At 39.2% G+C, this 15305-nt stretch carries 18 protein-coding genes; 13 read left to right on the forward strand and 5 right to left on the reverse strand.

Annotation, left to right across the window (positions count from 1 at the left end; all coding sequences use genetic code 11):
* Positions 1-39: 39 nt before the first annotated feature.
* The 12 genes from rpsF (at position 40) to EBF12_RS05105 (ending at position 11566) form a co-directional block, all read left to right on the forward strand.
* Entirely contained in the window at positions 40-462 is a 423-nt protein-coding gene (gene rpsF, locus EBF12_RS05050; RefSeq protein ID WP_121726697.1) for a 30S ribosomal protein S6, read from the forward strand.
* Between the two features lie 17 nt (positions 463-479).
* Positions 480-1013: a single-stranded DNA-binding protein gene (locus EBF12_RS05055; protein ID WP_121726698.1), complete on the forward strand. Its 534-nt coding sequence runs from the start codon at positions 480-482 to the stop codon at positions 1011-1013.
* A gap of 26 nt (positions 1014-1039) precedes the next feature.
* Positions 1040-1294, forward strand: a complete 255-nt coding sequence (gene rpsR, locus EBF12_RS05060) for a 30S ribosomal protein S18 (protein ID WP_121726699.1) — start codon at positions 1040-1042, stop codon at positions 1292-1294.
* A gap of 205 nt (positions 1295-1499) precedes the next feature.
* Positions 1500-2312: a hypothetical protein gene (locus EBF12_RS05065; RefSeq protein ID WP_208630947.1), complete on the forward strand. Its 813-nt coding sequence runs from the start codon at positions 1500-1502 to the stop codon at positions 2310-2312.
* 1 nt (position 2313) lies between these two features.
* Positions 2314-2955, forward strand: a complete 642-nt coding sequence (locus tag EBF12_RS05070) for an N-6 DNA methylase (protein WP_244196372.1) — start codon at positions 2314-2316, stop codon at positions 2953-2955.
* Positions 2948-3634: a restriction endonuclease subunit S gene (locus tag EBF12_RS05075; protein ID WP_121726700.1), complete on the forward strand. Its 687-nt coding sequence runs from the start codon at positions 2948-2950 to the stop codon at positions 3632-3634. The genes EBF12_RS05070 and EBF12_RS05075 overlap by 8 nt, the downstream gene beginning before the upstream one ends.
* Positions 3616-4623, forward strand: coding sequence for a restriction endonuclease subunit S (locus EBF12_RS05080; RefSeq protein WP_157979054.1), 1008 nt, complete (start codon positions 3616-3618; stop codon positions 4621-4623). The genes EBF12_RS05075 and EBF12_RS05080 overlap by 19 nt, the downstream gene beginning before the upstream one ends.
* 237 nt (positions 4624-4860) lie before the next feature.
* Complete coding sequence (gene ilvD, locus EBF12_RS05085) at positions 4861-6915, forward strand: dihydroxy-acid dehydratase (RefSeq protein ID WP_121726702.1); 2055 nt, start codon at positions 4861-4863, stop codon at positions 6913-6915.
* 17 nt (positions 6916-6932) lie between these two features.
* Complete coding sequence (locus EBF12_RS05090) at positions 6933-7985, forward strand: DNA cytosine methyltransferase (RefSeq protein ID WP_121726703.1); 1053 nt, start codon at positions 6933-6935, stop codon at positions 7983-7985.
* A complete protein-coding gene (locus EBF12_RS05095; protein WP_121726704.1) occupies positions 7986-8729 on the forward strand; it encodes a restriction endonuclease in 744 nt (247 codons plus the stop codon).
* A 37-nt stretch (positions 8730-8766) separates the two neighbouring features.
* Complete coding sequence (locus EBF12_RS11740; RefSeq protein ID WP_244196373.1) at positions 8767-9015, forward strand: hypothetical protein; 249 nt, start codon at positions 8767-8769, stop codon at positions 9013-9015.
* A gap of 307 nt (positions 9016-9322) precedes the next feature.
* Positions 9323-11566 (forward strand): heavy metal translocating P-type ATPase, encoded by a 2244-nt coding sequence (locus EBF12_RS05105; RefSeq protein ID WP_121726705.1) that lies wholly within the window; start codon positions 9323-9325, stop codon positions 11564-11566.
* Positions 11567-11791: 225 nt separating this feature from the next.
* Here the strand turns inward: EBF12_RS05105 and EBF12_RS05115 are convergent, their stop codons facing one another.
* From EBF12_RS05115 to EBF12_RS11750, 4 genes are all read right to left on the reverse strand, one after another.
* Entirely contained in the window at positions 11792-12418 is a 627-nt protein-coding gene (locus EBF12_RS05115) for a class I SAM-dependent methyltransferase (protein ID WP_014666388.1), read from the reverse strand.
* Between the two features lie 92 nt (positions 12419-12510).
* The gene (gene glnA / locus EBF12_RS05120; protein ID WP_121726706.1) at positions 12511-13950 is read right to left on the reverse strand and encodes a type I glutamate--ammonia ligase; all 1440 of its coding nucleotides are present in this window, start codon (positions 13948-13950) and stop codon (positions 12511-12513) included.
* A 112-nt stretch (positions 13951-14062) separates the two neighbouring features.
* The gene (locus tag EBF12_RS11745; RefSeq protein WP_244196374.1) at positions 14063-14515 is read right to left on the reverse strand and encodes a PEP-utilizing enzyme; all 453 of its coding nucleotides are present in this window, start codon (positions 14513-14515) and stop codon (positions 14063-14065) included.
* Positions 14451-14825 (reverse strand): hypothetical protein, encoded by a 375-nt coding sequence (locus EBF12_RS11750; protein WP_244196375.1) that lies wholly within the window; start codon positions 14823-14825, stop codon positions 14451-14453. The genes EBF12_RS11745 and EBF12_RS11750 overlap by 65 nt, the downstream gene beginning before the upstream one ends.
* A gap of 63 nt (positions 14826-14888) precedes the next feature.
* On the opposite strand from EBF12_RS11750, the gene EBF12_RS12175 reads away from it, so the two are divergent.
* Positions 14889-15011: a hypothetical protein gene (locus tag EBF12_RS12175; RefSeq protein ID WP_279629418.1), complete on the forward strand. Its 123-nt coding sequence runs from the start codon at positions 14889-14891 to the stop codon at positions 15009-15011.
* Positions 15012-15023: 12 nt separating this feature from the next.
* On the opposite strand, the gene EBF12_RS11755 is transcribed toward EBF12_RS12175, so the two are convergent.
* Complete coding sequence (locus EBF12_RS11755; RefSeq protein ID WP_244196376.1) at positions 15024-15296, reverse strand: PEP/pyruvate-binding domain-containing protein; 273 nt, start codon at positions 15294-15296, stop codon at positions 15024-15026.
* Positions 15297-15305: the final 9 nt, after the last annotated feature.

Below are 15305 nucleotides of genomic sequence, written 5' to 3' on the forward strand. Positions count from 1 at the left end.
GTGCTACAAAAGGGCGGTTACACCAAAAGGAGAGAAAAAATGAAATTCTACGAGACGATGTTTATCCTCAAGCCAACGCTTGTTGAAGAAGAGATTAAAACAAGAATTGAGTTCTTTAAAGAGGTTATTACAAAAAATAGTGGCGAGATTGAAACCTGTCTTGATATGGGTATGCGAAATCTTGCTTATGAAATCAAGAAAAATAAACGCGGATACTATTTTGTTATCTACTTCAAAGCACAGCCGAGCTTGATTTTAGAGCTTGAGCGAAATTATCGCATTAATGAAGAGGTTTTGCGATTTATTGTGATTAAATATGAAAGCAAAAAAGAGCAAAATGCGTGGCAATCACTTGTCAATAAGGCAAATAACAAACCTGAAGCAAAAGCGACAAAGCCTAAAAAAGCCCAAGCAAAAGAGGAAGCCGCAAAGGCAGATAATGAGGAAACTCCAAAAGCCTGATAACAAAAGGATGCTAGATGTATAACAAGGTAATTATGATGGGAAATCTCACGCGAGATGTGGAACTACGATACTTGCCTAGCGGAAGTGCTCTAGCAACTATTGGATTAGCAAGTAATAGAAGATTTAAAAAGCAAGATGGCTCACCGGGTGAAGAAGTGTGCTTTGTTGATGTCAGGCTTTTTGGACGCACTGCAGAGATAGCCAATCAATACCTAAGAAAAGGGAGCAAGATTCTCGTTGAAGGGCGATTGAGCTTTGAATCTTGGACCGACCAAAGCGGAGCCAAAAAAAGCAAACATACCATCACGGCTGAAAGTATGCAAATGCTAGATTCTAAATCTTCAGGTGAAAATGGTGCTTATAGTGAGAATGGTGGCTACAACAATGCCTACACTCAAAATAGTGGATATGAGAATCCAAATGCAGGATACAATAACTCACAAAACTATACTCAACCACAAACTTATGGCGGTGGGAGAGAGGCAGCGGGAGGCTACTCTCAAAATATCCCTGAAATCAATATTGATGATGAAGACCTCCCATTTTAAGCGTAATTTTTAGCAAGGAGACCCAAATGGAAAAGAAAAAATACTCAAAACGATACTGCCGATATACTGAAGCCAAGCTTGAGTTCATTGATTACAAAGATGTGGAGATGCTCAAACACTCACTTTCAGAACGATACAAAATTATGCCAAGACGCCTTACAGGTAATACAAAAAAATGGCAAGAGCGTGTAGAAGTAGCTATCAAACGCGCAAGACATATGGCACTTATCCCATACATTGTAGATAGAAAAAAGGTTGTTGAGAATCCTTTTAAAATCTAATCTTATGTCGCTTTTTTGCGACATACTCCATAGCCTCTATAAATTTAGCTTTCTCTTATCCCATTAGGCTTATAATACCTGCTTTTATTCCCTTAGATTCTAGGTTTAGCAATGAATAAATTTATCTCGCTACATCTTTTATTTTTTACCTGCATTTGTGGTGTTTTTTTTGTGGATTGTAGATTCTTCTAGGATAAGCCAAGGAGTGCTTGATTTGTTCCCAGATAATGACAATAGAGCCTTGATTGAAGCCCACAGGCATTTTACAAATTCAAAATATGTTCCCTTAGCTTTACGCGGATTTGATGAATCTTCAAAAAAGCGATTTGACACGCTCCTTGAGCATGTTAAGCAACTTAGCAATGTAGCCTCAATCCTGCCATACCACCCATCACAGCAACAGCAACTTTATGATTTTTTGACACATAGTACCTCATATTTCCTTGCTCCAGATTCTAGCCTAGAAATAGATTTGCAGACTTTTGCTCAAATTCTTATGCCCATTTTGCAGACATTGCCACCTTTGCAAGATTCGCACTCGCCCCTTGTCGCTAAAGATTATGGATTTTATGCACTCATAGAACTACATAGCCTTGAAGATACACAGCTGCAAGATACGCTTAAAAGCTTCAAGGAGCTAGAATCTAGCTATCCTGATATGCGATATTTTTCCCCTGATTTTATGCGTGTGGAGAATTTGGGCTTAATTCTACAAGAAGTAAATTTACTTTTAGGCTTTGCTTCACTTGTGTTTATTGTGCTATATTTTGTGATTCTCCGCATACCACTTTTGACCTTTCATACTATTTGCACACTCATTCTTGCCAATATGATTGCTATTTTGCTTGTGCTATGTGTGTATTCAAAGGTTACAATTATGGCATTAAGCTTTGGTATGGGGATCTCAAATATTGCCATAGATTATATGATGCACCATCACTTTTTTGGGCTTTACGCACAGAAAAAGGCAGCATTTATTTATAAACCGCTGCCTAGATTTGCTAAAGCCCGGTGGTAGAATGGGAATCGTTTTGCCAGAAGGTATGTTTAATACGCCAAATGCAGAATATGTGCGAGAGTTTGTAGAAGGCAGGGCATTTTTACGCGCTGTGATTTCACTTCCGCAAGAGACTTTTATAAGCAGTAAGGCGAGTGTGAAAAGCTCTATTTTATTCCTACAAAAATTTAGCCAAAATGAGCAAAATGAGTTTAACTCTATCGTAGAAAAACACACAAAAGAGCTAAAGCAAAAGCACAAAGAGACACAAGACAAACTAGAATCCATTATCAACTATCGCAAGCCAAAAGGCGAGAAGAGTGCCAAATACACCGCCAAAGATAAAGCTAGAGCCAAAAAAGAGCTAAAAGAGCTAGAATCTAATATTAAAAAGCAAGCATTCAAACGCACCAAAATAGACTTTGACTACCCTATATTTATGGCAGAGCCGGAGTTTGTGGGTATCACTAGCACAGGGGAGATGGGCGAAAATGCCAAAAACGAGCTAATAGATAGCTATGAAGTGCATAAAGATGAGAATGGCAAAGTGCTTGAAAAGTCCCTAAAGCAAAAGGGGATTCTAAGCTATTTTAGGGAGTTTTTAAGCGAGCAGAATCTAGCTTGGGGCGATACGCACAAAAAAATTGGAGGAAGCGATGAGTAAAGTGCAGATTGTGTGGTTTAGGGATTTGGTGCGATGGGATACCGAGTATTTTACAGGAAATCATCGCCTAGAAAGCAAATTTAAGCTTGTGTATTTAAGTGAGATTCTAAACCCAAGAAAAGAGCGTATTAAACCAAACGAATACGATAGAATAACGCCAATTGTTTCTAAAATCCCCTTTTCAAATCCAAGCATTGAGTTAAGAAAAGAACCAAAAACTAAAATGGATATGTATGCGGTTTATAAAAATGATTTACTTGTTTCAAATATAAATTTTCATCAAGGGGCAATCGCTATATGCAGAGAAAACAAGGTATTTGCTTCTACACATTATCAGCCCTATATTGTTAATACCGATAATATAGACTTAGAATTTTTAGTGTTGGTTTTAAGGCAAAATAGTTATCAGGAATATATTAGTGCAAAAAAGATAAGAGGCATAAAAACAGAATCTAATTTTAACTTTATAAAAACATTGCAAATCCCCCTGCCGCCCCTTGAAGTCCAAAAACAAATAGTCGCACAAATACAATCTTTAAAAGCGCAGATTAAAGCCTTACAAGTTGAAGAAAAACGACTAAAAGATGAAATAGAGGCATATATATACATAGCACTTGGACTGGAAAAAAGCAAGAAGCAAAAAGACAAAAGGTCTTTATCGTGCGTTTTAAAGATTTAGAGCGATGGGACACAAGGCATAATCAAAGCTTTGCTATAAACCTTTGCTACACTAAACACACCGACTATAATACTAGTTTCACTTGCCATACTGATTCCACTTCCACTTGTCATACCTTGCCCCCACATTGTCATACTGACTTTCCCACTTGTCATTCTTCGGCGATAGCCGAAGAATCTAAAAATAAAGAATCCTTAACCATCCCTTGTCATACTAAGCTTTGCGAAGTATCTACAAACACAAAATCTAATGAAATACACAACAAAAAATCAAGTAATACAAAATCTACCACTTATCAGGCTTTAGCCAAAGAATCCCAAGAGTCCCAAAAAAGATATTTCGCTACCGCTCAATATGACAATAACGACCTAAAAGCTCTCTTAGATTCTATCCCTACCCCACCACCACAAGGCTGGGAAGTCAAAACACTCGGCGAGATTTGTGAGATTAACCCCAAAATTGACTTCAAAGAATTAACAAAACTTGATAAAGAAGTGAGCTTTTTACCTATGGAAGCAGTCAAAACAGATGGGAAAACATTTGAAAAACTACAAAGAAAAGCAAAAGAAGCACAAAGCTTTACAAAATTTACAGATAATGACTTGCTATGGGCGAAAATCACACCTTGTATGCAAAATAAAAAATCCCTTGTTGTAAATGGGCTAAAAAATGGTTTTGGTTTTGGTTCTACGGAGTTTTTTGTTTTACGCTCAAAAGATAGTAAGCAAATAAATATCCATTTTATTTTGCAATTTTTGCGACTTGATTTAATCTTGCAAAATGCAAGTGAAACATTTAAAGGAAGTGCTGGGCAACAAAGAGTGCCAAAGGAGTTTTTACAAAATCTAAAAATCACCCTACCACCCCTAGCCGTGCAAGAAAAAATAGTAACTCATATACAAAAGATAGAATCTAGCATTGCCACCACACAAGAGAAAACAAAAGCCCTAGAGCTAGAGCTTGAACGCTATATAGAATCCACTTTATAGATTCTAGCTTGTCATACTGAGCCTTTAAGGGCGAAGTATCTACAAAAGCCAAGCTAACCCCTTGTCATACTGAGCGTGAGCTAGTATCTAACAACACAGAATCCAAAAGAGATATTTCAGGGCTAAAGCCCTTCAATATGACAAACACAACAGATTTTCGCTACCACTCAAAATGACAATATTCTAGATTCTAAGAATCTTAAAGTATAATTATTTACTACAAAATAAGGAGATTCTATGCGAAGTGATATTGTAAAAAAAGGACATCAAAGAGCCCCACACAGAAGTTTGCTAAGAGCTACAGGGTTAAAAGATGAGGATTTTAGCAAACCCTTTATTGGCGTGGCAAATAGCTATATTGACATTATTCCGGGGCATTTTTTCTTAAACAAATATGCTGAAATTGTCAAAGATGAGATACGAAAGGCAGGTGGTGTGCCTTTTGAATTTAACACCATTGGTGTAGATGATGGCATCGCAATGGGGCATAGCGGTATGCTCTACTCTCTGCCAAGCCGCGAACTAATCGCTGATTGTATAGAATCTGTGATGAACGCCCACGCCTTAGATGCGATGATTTGTCTGCCAAACTGCGATAAGATTGTGCCCGGAATGCTTATGGGGGCGTTGCGTGTGAATGTGCCGACAATATTTGTGAGTGGCGGTCCTATGAAAGCGGGGCAACTGAAAGATGGCACAATACTAGATTTAAACTCCGCATTTGAAGCAGTAGGGGCTTTTGAGAGCGGTAAGATTGATGAGAAAAGATTGCACGAGATAGAGTGCCAAGCCTGTCCTAGCGGGGGGAGCTGTAGCGGAATGTTTACGGCAAACTCTATGAATACACTCTGTGAAGCTATGGGCGTGGCGTTGCCTGGCAATGGCACGATCCCAGCTCTTACACCTGAAAGGGAAGAGCTACTAAGGCAGGGGGCTAGACGCATTGTAGAGATTGCGCTTGATTCTAGTTTAAGTGAAAAGTTTAGATTCCGCAATATTTTAAATGCAAAAGCCGTGCATAACGCCTTTGTCGTGGATATGGCAATGGGGGGAAGCACAAATACGATTTTGCATATGTTAGCCATCGCCAAAGAAGCGGAAGTGGATTTTAACCTAGAATCTATCAATAATATCGCTGCAAATGTCGCCCATATTGCCAAAATCGCCCCAGCATTAAGTAGTGTGCATATGGAGGATATTAACAAAGCAGGGGGAGTGTCAGCAGTGATGCACGAAGTCTCTAAGCGTGGCAATTCATCTTTGGGTAATCATTGCACCGATTTCACAAATTTTGAGAGAACCGCAGACCTTGTGTCTAGCTCCCCCTCAAAATTTGTGAAAAACAGCACAAGCACCACCGCAAATACTAGAATTGTGGATTCTATAAGCCTAGAATCTCAAGCAGATTCCACAACCGCCAAAGTGGCAAAGCACGACTTTGCCACAAATACAATCAATGAAAGTGCGAAGCACAACCTTAAAAGCGTTGTAGGGGTGGGGGATACACAAGGGGGAGGGAGCGACTTCGCATTTTTGCGGAGCAATAATCCACACTTGCAAATTCAAGCCCCTCCCCCTTGTGAAAAAGAAAATAAAGATTCTAGCTTTGTAAATTCTATTTTACATTTAGACGCTCTCACAATTACAGGCGAAACTCTAGGGCAACGCATAGCAAATGCAAACATCATAGACTCCGAAATTATCCGCCATAATGACAACGCCTACTCACAAGTGGGCGGACTAAAAATCCTTTTTGGTAACCTTTGCGAACAAGGTGCAGTGCTAAAAGTCGCGGCAGTAGCAGAATCTATGAAAGAATTTAGCGGCAAGGCGATTTGCTTTAACTCCCAAGATGAAGCGATTAAAGGTATTGCAGGGGGCAAGGTAAAAGCTGGAAGCGTGGTGGTTATCCGCTATGAGGGTCCAAAGGGGGGACCGGGAATGCAAGAAATGCTAAGCCCTACTAGTCTTATTATGGGAATGGGCTTAGGGGAAAGTGTAGCACTCATTACCGATGGGCGATTTAGCGGGGCGACAAGGGGGGCTTGTATCGGGCATATAAGCCCTGAAGCTGCTGAAGGGGGGCTTATCGCACTTATTGAAGATGGCGATGAAATAGAGATTTCTGTAAGCCGTGGAAGCTTGGAATTGAAAGTGGATTCTAAGATTCTAGAAGCACGCAAAGCTAAATGGAAGCCATTCAAAAAAGAGATAACAAGCAAATGGCTCAAACGCTATTCGCTGCTTGTAAGCAACGCCGCAAATGGCGCGGTGCTAAAGACGGAGTTGTAAGGGTGGGTAGCAATAGTATGAAAGTGTGTGATATTTTTTGTGGGGCTGGTGGGCTTAGCTATGGCTTTACAAAAGATGAGTATTTTGAGCTTGTTTTAGCTTGTGATATTGATAAAAATGCGACCCTGAGCTATCAAGCAAATCACCCTTATACTAAAACAATTTGCAAAGATATAAGTAAGCTTAATAATGCTGAATTAAAAGAGTTTAACAACATAGATATTTTGCTTGGTGGTCCCCCTTGTCAAAGCTATTCCACACTTGGAAAAAGGCAAATGGATAAAAGGGCGAATTTATTTAAAGAATATTTGCGAGTGTTAGAATCTCTCACACCAAAAGCCTTTATTTTTGAAAATGTAGTGGGACTTTTATCTATGCAAAAGGGAGAGCTTTTTTCTTATATCTGTGAAAATTTTGAAAAGTTGGGTTATAAAATTTATTACAAAATACTCAATGCAGCAGATTTTGGTGTGCCTCAAATAAGACAAAGGGTTATTGTAGTTGGGATAAGGCGGGAGTTTGATAAAGATTTTACATTCCCGCAAGCCACACATAAAGATTTTGTTTCGTTAGAACAAGCCATTGATGACTTACCACCTATTAAAAGCGGAGAGAATGGGAATCATTTAGGATACAGATATGAAGCGTGTAATGATTTTTTACGCTTTGTGAGAAAAAGTAAAATCTTAAGCGAACACGAAAGCCCTAAAAATAACGCAAATCTCATACAAATTATGCAGTTGTTACAAGATGGGCAGTGTAAAGATGATTTACCTTTAAGTGTGCGACCAAAATCAGGCTATACAAATACCTATGCAAAAATGTGGTGGAAAAAACCAGCCCCTACAATCACAAGAAACTTTGCCACTCCAAGTAGCTCAAGATGTATCCACCCGCGAGATTCTAGAGCTTTAAGCATTAGAGAGGGAGCAAGGCTGCAAAGTTTCCCAGATGATTATATATTTTGCGGCAATTCAAGTGATAAGAAACTCCAAATAGGAAATGCCGTGCCACCGCTTGTAAGTATAGCATTAGCTAAAGCGATAAGAGATTATTTTAAAGGATTTTAAATGTTTAACGCAAATGACTTTAAACAATACCGCCATAGTTTAGGATTCAGCTCCCAGCAACATTTTAAAGAATTTTTAAGTGCAAAGGATATAAAGCCTTGTATTGATTTTGCTTATATAGATTCTTTAAACAACAGACTTTGTGAGATTTTTAAACGCATAAATGAAATTTACTACAAGCCTTGCGATATAGAATCTTTTTTGCAAAATAATCTTTTTAATACTTTTAATTTAATGAAAAGCAATGATATTTTAGAAAAATTAAATAATCAAGGCAGACGCAAAGAGGAAGTATATTTTAGCTATTTGCGTGGATTTTTAATTTGCGAATATTTTAAAGAAGCGATGTGTGATATTTTTGATACTGATATATCACAGATTTTACATATTGGTGAAGATGATTTTTCTTCATTAGAAACATTTAGAAGAACGCCTAAAGCCGATTTGCAAATACAAAATATAAGAATAGAAATGCAAAGTGGATTTCAAGGGATTAACGACATTAAAGAACATAAAGTGCGTGAAGCAAAAAGAAATTTTATAGAAGAAAAATTGCAAACCCTTGTCATACATTTTGATATTTTTAATGGACAGGTTGCCTTTGTGGATATTTCAAATATCCCTAACGATGATTTAAATTGGATTACAAGACAGCAAATGGAGGGACAAAGTGTGTTTAACATAGAACAAAATTATTTTAAGTGGCTATTAAAAGAAAAACCACCTTGCTTGGCATTGCTATAAAATACTTGCAAAAGTGGCAGGACAAAGAAAATGATTTATGGTGGGTATGGCAGGGATTGTGCGTATTTACAGAGGGCTTATTATGCTTTTTGGAGATAATCTTTGTTTTACTATGTTTGGGCTAATGGTCTTTATTCTTTATGTCGCTGCAATGTGTGTGTATTTTAAGATATTTGATTGTCTTAATTTTGAAAAGATAATGCTGTTTGTTACGAAGCTGAAAAATCCATTGCTTTATGTCAGCCGACACAGAGCGCAAACAACACGCTTACAATTTCTCATATAAAGGTTATTTCTTCACTTGGAGAGTATATACTCTTTGAATGCAGCAGCACAGAAGGTCGCCACAAAGTCCCAATGCGATTTTTGGTAGGGGAGATATTATCATCAAATGCAGACAAAGATAAAAAGTAGATTGAATAAAAAAATCAATAATGGGCTTATGACTATTAATAAGCTGACTTGATTGCTGTGTTTGGATAGGGCAACAATGATTCTAGAATCCTTAATACATATACCCCCTATATGTATATTTACAAATATGTGGAATAATGCCTGAAAATTGATACCACGATATAAAAAAGGCATTGCAAATGGATAGGCAAACAATACCAGGACAACATACAACTCAAGCATTTTTAGCGGACAATGAAACTTTAACACAGGATAGCACTTTAGCAAACCCCACATATAAAGATTATACGCTTTCAATTTCTGGGCTTGATTGCCCAAGTTGTGCTTCACGCATAGAAGATTCCCTAAATGCCTTGCCGCAAGTTAGCCGTGCAAATGTTGATTTTAGCACCAACACACTCTATCTCTCAACAAGTGATTTAAATCTTGCTACATCTACAATTCACACCATTGAGCCACAGGCTAGGCTCACTTCGCCCCAAGATTCTACATTTGTAATTTCCACGCAAATGCCACAAACACAAAAGGGCTTTATATTTTTAGAATCTGTATTTATCCTTACACTCATAGGGATTTTTGGCTTGTGTATGGGGGTGTTGCACTTGACAACTTTGGGAGAGCAGAATGCCCCCTATGTGTATGGAGTTTTAGCTCTTTTGTATCTCATCGCTGGTAAGCCTATTTTTTTAAATACGCTGAGTAATCTTAAAAACAAAGTCATTTTTGATGAAAATTTTCTTATGCTTTTTGCGACAATCGCTGCGTTTTGCTTAGGTGAGATAAGTGAAGCGGTGGCGGTTATGCTTTTTTTTCGGCTAGGGGAATTTTTAGAATCTAGGGCAGTGCAAAAATCTAAAGATTCTATAAAAGCCCTTTTGCAGGTAATCCCTACAATCGCACATAGAAAGATTAAAAAAGATGGTGAAGACAATGAGATTTTGCAGGACTTGCACCCAAGTGAGCTAAAAGTGGGGGATTGCATACTTGTCAAAGTTGGAGAGAAGATTCCAACTGATGGTGTTATCTTGCGGGGGAAAAGCTATCTTGATATGCGTTCTATTAATGGCGAGAGTGTGCCAATCAGTGTAGAATCTGGGCAAAATGTCATCGCAGGAGCGATAAATACAAGTGCGGTTTTAGAAGTGCGTGTGGAAAAGGTGTTTGAAGATTCTCATATTGCTAAAATTGCCAAACTCACACAAGAAGCAAGTGCCAATAAGGCAAAAACGCAAAAAGCCATTACAAGCTTTGCTAGAATCTACACGCCCATCATTTTTGGCATAGCTTTGCTTATTGCTCTCGTGCCTCCGCTTGTGCTTGGGGATTGGCAGGATTCTAGCTTGTGGCGTGAGTGGATATATCGTGCGTTAGTGGTGCTGATGATAAGCTGTCCGTGTGCGTTAGTGATTGCTGTGCCTTTGGGGTATTTTGCCTCTATTGGTTATGCAAGTAAGCTTGGCGTGTTGTTTAAAGGCTCAATTCATCTTGAATCTTTATCGCAGGTGAAAAACATTATCTTTGATAAAACAGGCACATTGACTTTGGGAAATTTTGAGGTGTTGGAGATTGTGCCAAGTGGGGAGTTTGACAAGGATTTTCTCATCTCTCTTGCTATGTGTGCGGAAAGTGGCTCAACTCACCCCATTGCCCAAAGTATTTTGAGACTTCAGCCAAAGCCAAAGCATTCTTGGCAGGTAGAATCTTATGAGGAGATAAGCGGGAGAGGTGTGCTTGTGCGGTGTGAAAGGGGCGAGATTCTAGCGGGGAATGAAAGGCTAATGAGGGATAAACGCATTAGTTTTCAGCCGCAGAATAATGGGCTTACAATGGTGTATGTAGCGTATAATGGCGTGTATGCTGGGTATTTGAGTGTTGGTGATAGGCTTAAAAATGATAGTGTGGAATCTTTACAAGCCCTTAAGCAATGTGGTGTGGAGCATTTTGCGATTCTAAGTGGGGATAATCAAGCTCAAGTGGATAAAGTAGCAAAGGAGCTTGGCATTACTCACGCGTATGGGGATTTGCTACCACAAGAGAAGAGTGAAAAGCTTGTGGAGCTTATGGGGCGTTGGAGTGGCAAAACTGCCTTTGTGGGTGATGGGATTAATGATTCTATCGTGCTAAGGCGGAGTGATGTGGGTATAAGTATCAACACAGGGGAGGGTGGGAATGATATAAGTAAGGAGAGTGCGGATATTATTTTGCAGCAAAATTCCTTGCAGAGCTTAGTGAGTGCTTTGAAAATCGCCCAACACACACGCAAAATCACTTGGCAGAATATCAGCTTTGCCCTTGCGAGTAAGCTTTTTTTGATTGTGCTAGGGATTGTGGGTGTGGCAAATATGTGGTTAGCTGTTTTTGGTGATGTGGGCGTGGCACTCCTAGCCTTGCTTAATGCTAAACGCCCTATGGGTAATAAATAAATTCAGTCTTATTATTGTTTGCGTCTAAAATATAGTCCGCTTCAGCATAAAGCTGATATATCTCTATGAAAAGGTATGTTTGAGCCATCAAATGGGTCTTTCCACTCATCATATAATTCATAACCTAGCTCATTGAAGAATCCGATAAATTCATCACGATTAAAAATATAAAGTGGCGTATAAAACTGATTGAGTGCGTTTTGAAGTGTTACATAGGTTGGGGTTTTATCTTGTAAGGGTAGGCGTGTGAGTAGTATATGTTCTATCCCCCCCCCCCGTTAAATATTCTCTTAATGTTGTATAAACATTTTCCAGATAGAATAATGCACCTGATGAAAGAAAAATATTGCAATTTTGCTCTTGTGGGGTTAGAGACATAATCTTTTCATCTAGCTTTGATATAAAGTGTAGATTCTTAGCTCCTAGCTCTGCTGTAATGGCTCTGCCAAGCTTAACATTGTGCTCTAGCTCACATACACGCCATAGTGGCTTGTGATGAGTGTGGCTTACATAGGCAAAATAATGCCGTCCTTCCCCGCCACCAAAGTCGCATATATTAGGTGTGATACCATTTTTGATTTGTGAAGAGATAATTCTATCAAGCCAAAAGAATACGGGATATTCTGTATCCACCATAGGTGTAGGTTTTGAGTAGAACTTGATAAATGCTTGAGTACCTTGAGATTTTACATCATTGTAGCCTAAGCCCCTTTTTTTGCTATGTTTTGGTATAGCTTTTGTGGCAGATTTAAAGCCATCATACACACCACGAAACGCAATAAAAGCATAAGGAAAATATATGTAGCGATATATATCCTTAACAAAATTGAGTATGTTCCTAATTATACTCATAGAAAACTCCTTGTGTTTAAATTTTGCAACATAAAGTTGCGTGGTAAATTATAGCACAAAAAGCATTGTTGAAAATGTGGGGCTAGGATTCTCTAGCAACTATAAGTCGTTAAAAATTCAAATGGGTGTGGGCGTGCCTCCCAAGGCCAGATTTCTGTCTCAAACTTATAGGCTTTGTAAGTTTGGATAAACTCTTCGCTAAACACTCCGCCCTCTTTTAAATATGCTCTATCTGCCAACATCTCTTCAATAGCGTGGCGAAGTGTGTGTGGGAGCTGCTTAATCCCCTTTTCTCTAATCTCATCTAATGTTAGTTCAAAGAGATTGATTTCCATAGGCTCACCGGGTTCAATTTTATTTTTAATCCCATCAATCCCTGCGAGCAGCAAACTTGCAAAGGCAAGATAAGGATTTGCCGAGCTATCAGGGAATCTAAACTCCATTCTTTTGGCTTTCTCGCCGCTGTTATAAGGGATTCTAATACTTGCAGAGCGGTTTTGTGCGGAATAAGTTAAAATACTTGGAGCTTCAAAGCCCGGAATAAGGCGTTTATAAGAGTTTGTGCTAGGATTTGTGAAAGCTGCTAATGCTCTTGCGTGTTTTAGCACACCGCCTAGAAAATGCAACGCCATTTGGCTTAAGCCGTGATAAGAATCTCCGGCAAAGAGGTTCTTGCCATCTTTCCAAATGCTTATATGCACGTGCATTCCGCTGCCATTATCGCCATACAAAGGTTTTGGCATAAAAGTCGCGGTTTTACCATTTAAATGTGCAACCATTTTAACGACATATTTAAGCTTTTGGACATTATCGGCAGCTTCAAGTATATCGCCAAACTTCACGCCAATCTCCCCTTGCCCTTGTGCCACTTCGTGATGAACGACAAAGGTCTCTAGCCCCACTTGATTGAGCACCTTTACCATCTCTGCACGCAAATCCACCATTGTATCCACGGGAGCTACGGGAAAATATCCACCCTTTGTGCCGGGGCGATGTCCCATATTTACACCACCTTCAAATTCTCTTGAGCGATTCCACTCGCCCTCTTCGGAATCTATCTCATAGTATTGGCAATTCACCGCATCTTTTATTTTGATAGAATCAAAGACAAAAAATTCATTTTCCGGTCCATAATATGCCACATCGCCAATGCCACTCTCTTGTAAAAATTTCATCGCCCTTTTTACAATGCTTCTAGGGCATTTTTCATAAGGCTCGTTTTTATAAATATCCCAAATATCGCAAAACACCACCACCGTTGTATCCGCAGTAAAAGGATCGATAAAATATCGCACCGGATCGGGTATAAGAATCATATCCGATTTATCCACACTCTGCCACGCTGGGATTGAGCTACCATCAAAGGGCACACCATCAAAACTACTCTCATCAATGGCACTTCGTGAAAAGCTCACATGGTGCCATATACCCTTAATATCGCTAAATCTAAAGTCTATGAACTCCACTTCATTTTCATCACAGAATCTAAAAAATTCTGCTACCTTAACCTTATCTACGCTTACTCTACTCATATTTGCTCCTCCATATTTGCTCTTTTTATACAAGATGCGTGGATTATAGCACAAGTAAGTAAAATGACTTTGTGCTACTTTTTAGATTTTGCTTTTTAGTGAGTGAAACACCCTAGCGAGTGAGAATCTCTACCTTACCATTATTACCATTGACACGGATTCTATCACCATTTTTGAGAATCTGCAGAACATTTGGCACAGCCATAACAGCGGGGATTTTCATCTCTCTAGCCGTAACTGCTCCGTGTGAGAGTGAGCCTCCACTTTGGGTTACCACCGCTTTGGCATTGTAAAAAAGTGGTGTCCAAGCGGGATTTGTGCTTTGGGCTATAAGAATACTTTGTGGGATAAATTTGCCAAAGTCTTCGCTCCCACGCACGATAAATACTTCCCCTTCTACCACCCCCGCACTTGCTGGCACACCTTGCAAAATATCGCTAGATTCTATGTGTGAAAGATTTTCTTTCTCCCAAGTAGAATCTAGCTCCCATTTTGGCGTTTTAGCGGCATTTTCTAATACGCACGATAGGAGTAAGTCGCGTTGTTTGATAATGCTCTTCATCATCTAAAATCGTATAAGTTTCAACAAGCTCTAAAAACTCATACAAAAACATTTCAAGCTCCACGCTTTTCCCCCACAAGAGAGAGAATCTGCTTTTTGGCTTGATATTTTTTAGCCACGATGTTACTCGCTCTTGGAGATAGGTGGCTAAATCGCGATACCATAGCTTTGGTAAGGCTTTTATAGATTCTAGCTTATTTGTGAGTGAGGGCAGGGCTTTTGTGAGTGAATCTAAGTCATTGAATGGAAGTGTATTTTGCCCCATATACAAGCTTACCGCATTTTGATTGCCATAAATATAATTATCAAACATAGCAAACCACTTACCCTGCATTGGCGGGAGACCTAAGAGTTTAAAGGAATAATCAAGCGAGATGTGAAACGCTCTATCCACATCTCTAGTCCAACGCAGTTTAAGAATGTGTCTTGTGCTCCGGCATTTAAGTCTTCAAGTGTTGAATATGAGCGAACGCTAAAGGCTTGTTGTGGGCTAAAATGAGTGAGGGCAGATTCAAGCTCTTTTGAGACAAGAGGACGGAAGAGGGAGAGTAAGCAAATGCTCTTTATATTGCCGAGCTTGATATTCTAAAAGGGCTAAATTATCACTTGAAAAAGATGGAATCTTATCAGCATAAGAGAGAAACTCCCCATACGCCTTTGTTGTGATGATAAAGCCCTGTGGCACAGCAAATCCTGCTTGAGAGACTCTAGCTAGACTAGCACCCTTGCCTCCGGTAAGTGAAAGCTGCAAAGCGTCCTTGTCGCTAAAATGTAAAATATTCATTTTTTCCCC

It is taken from the genome of Helicobacter labetoulli, from assembly GCF_003670275.1.
Lineage (GTDB): Bacteria > Campylobacterota > Campylobacteria > Campylobacterales > Helicobacteraceae > Helicobacter_C > Helicobacter_C labetoulli.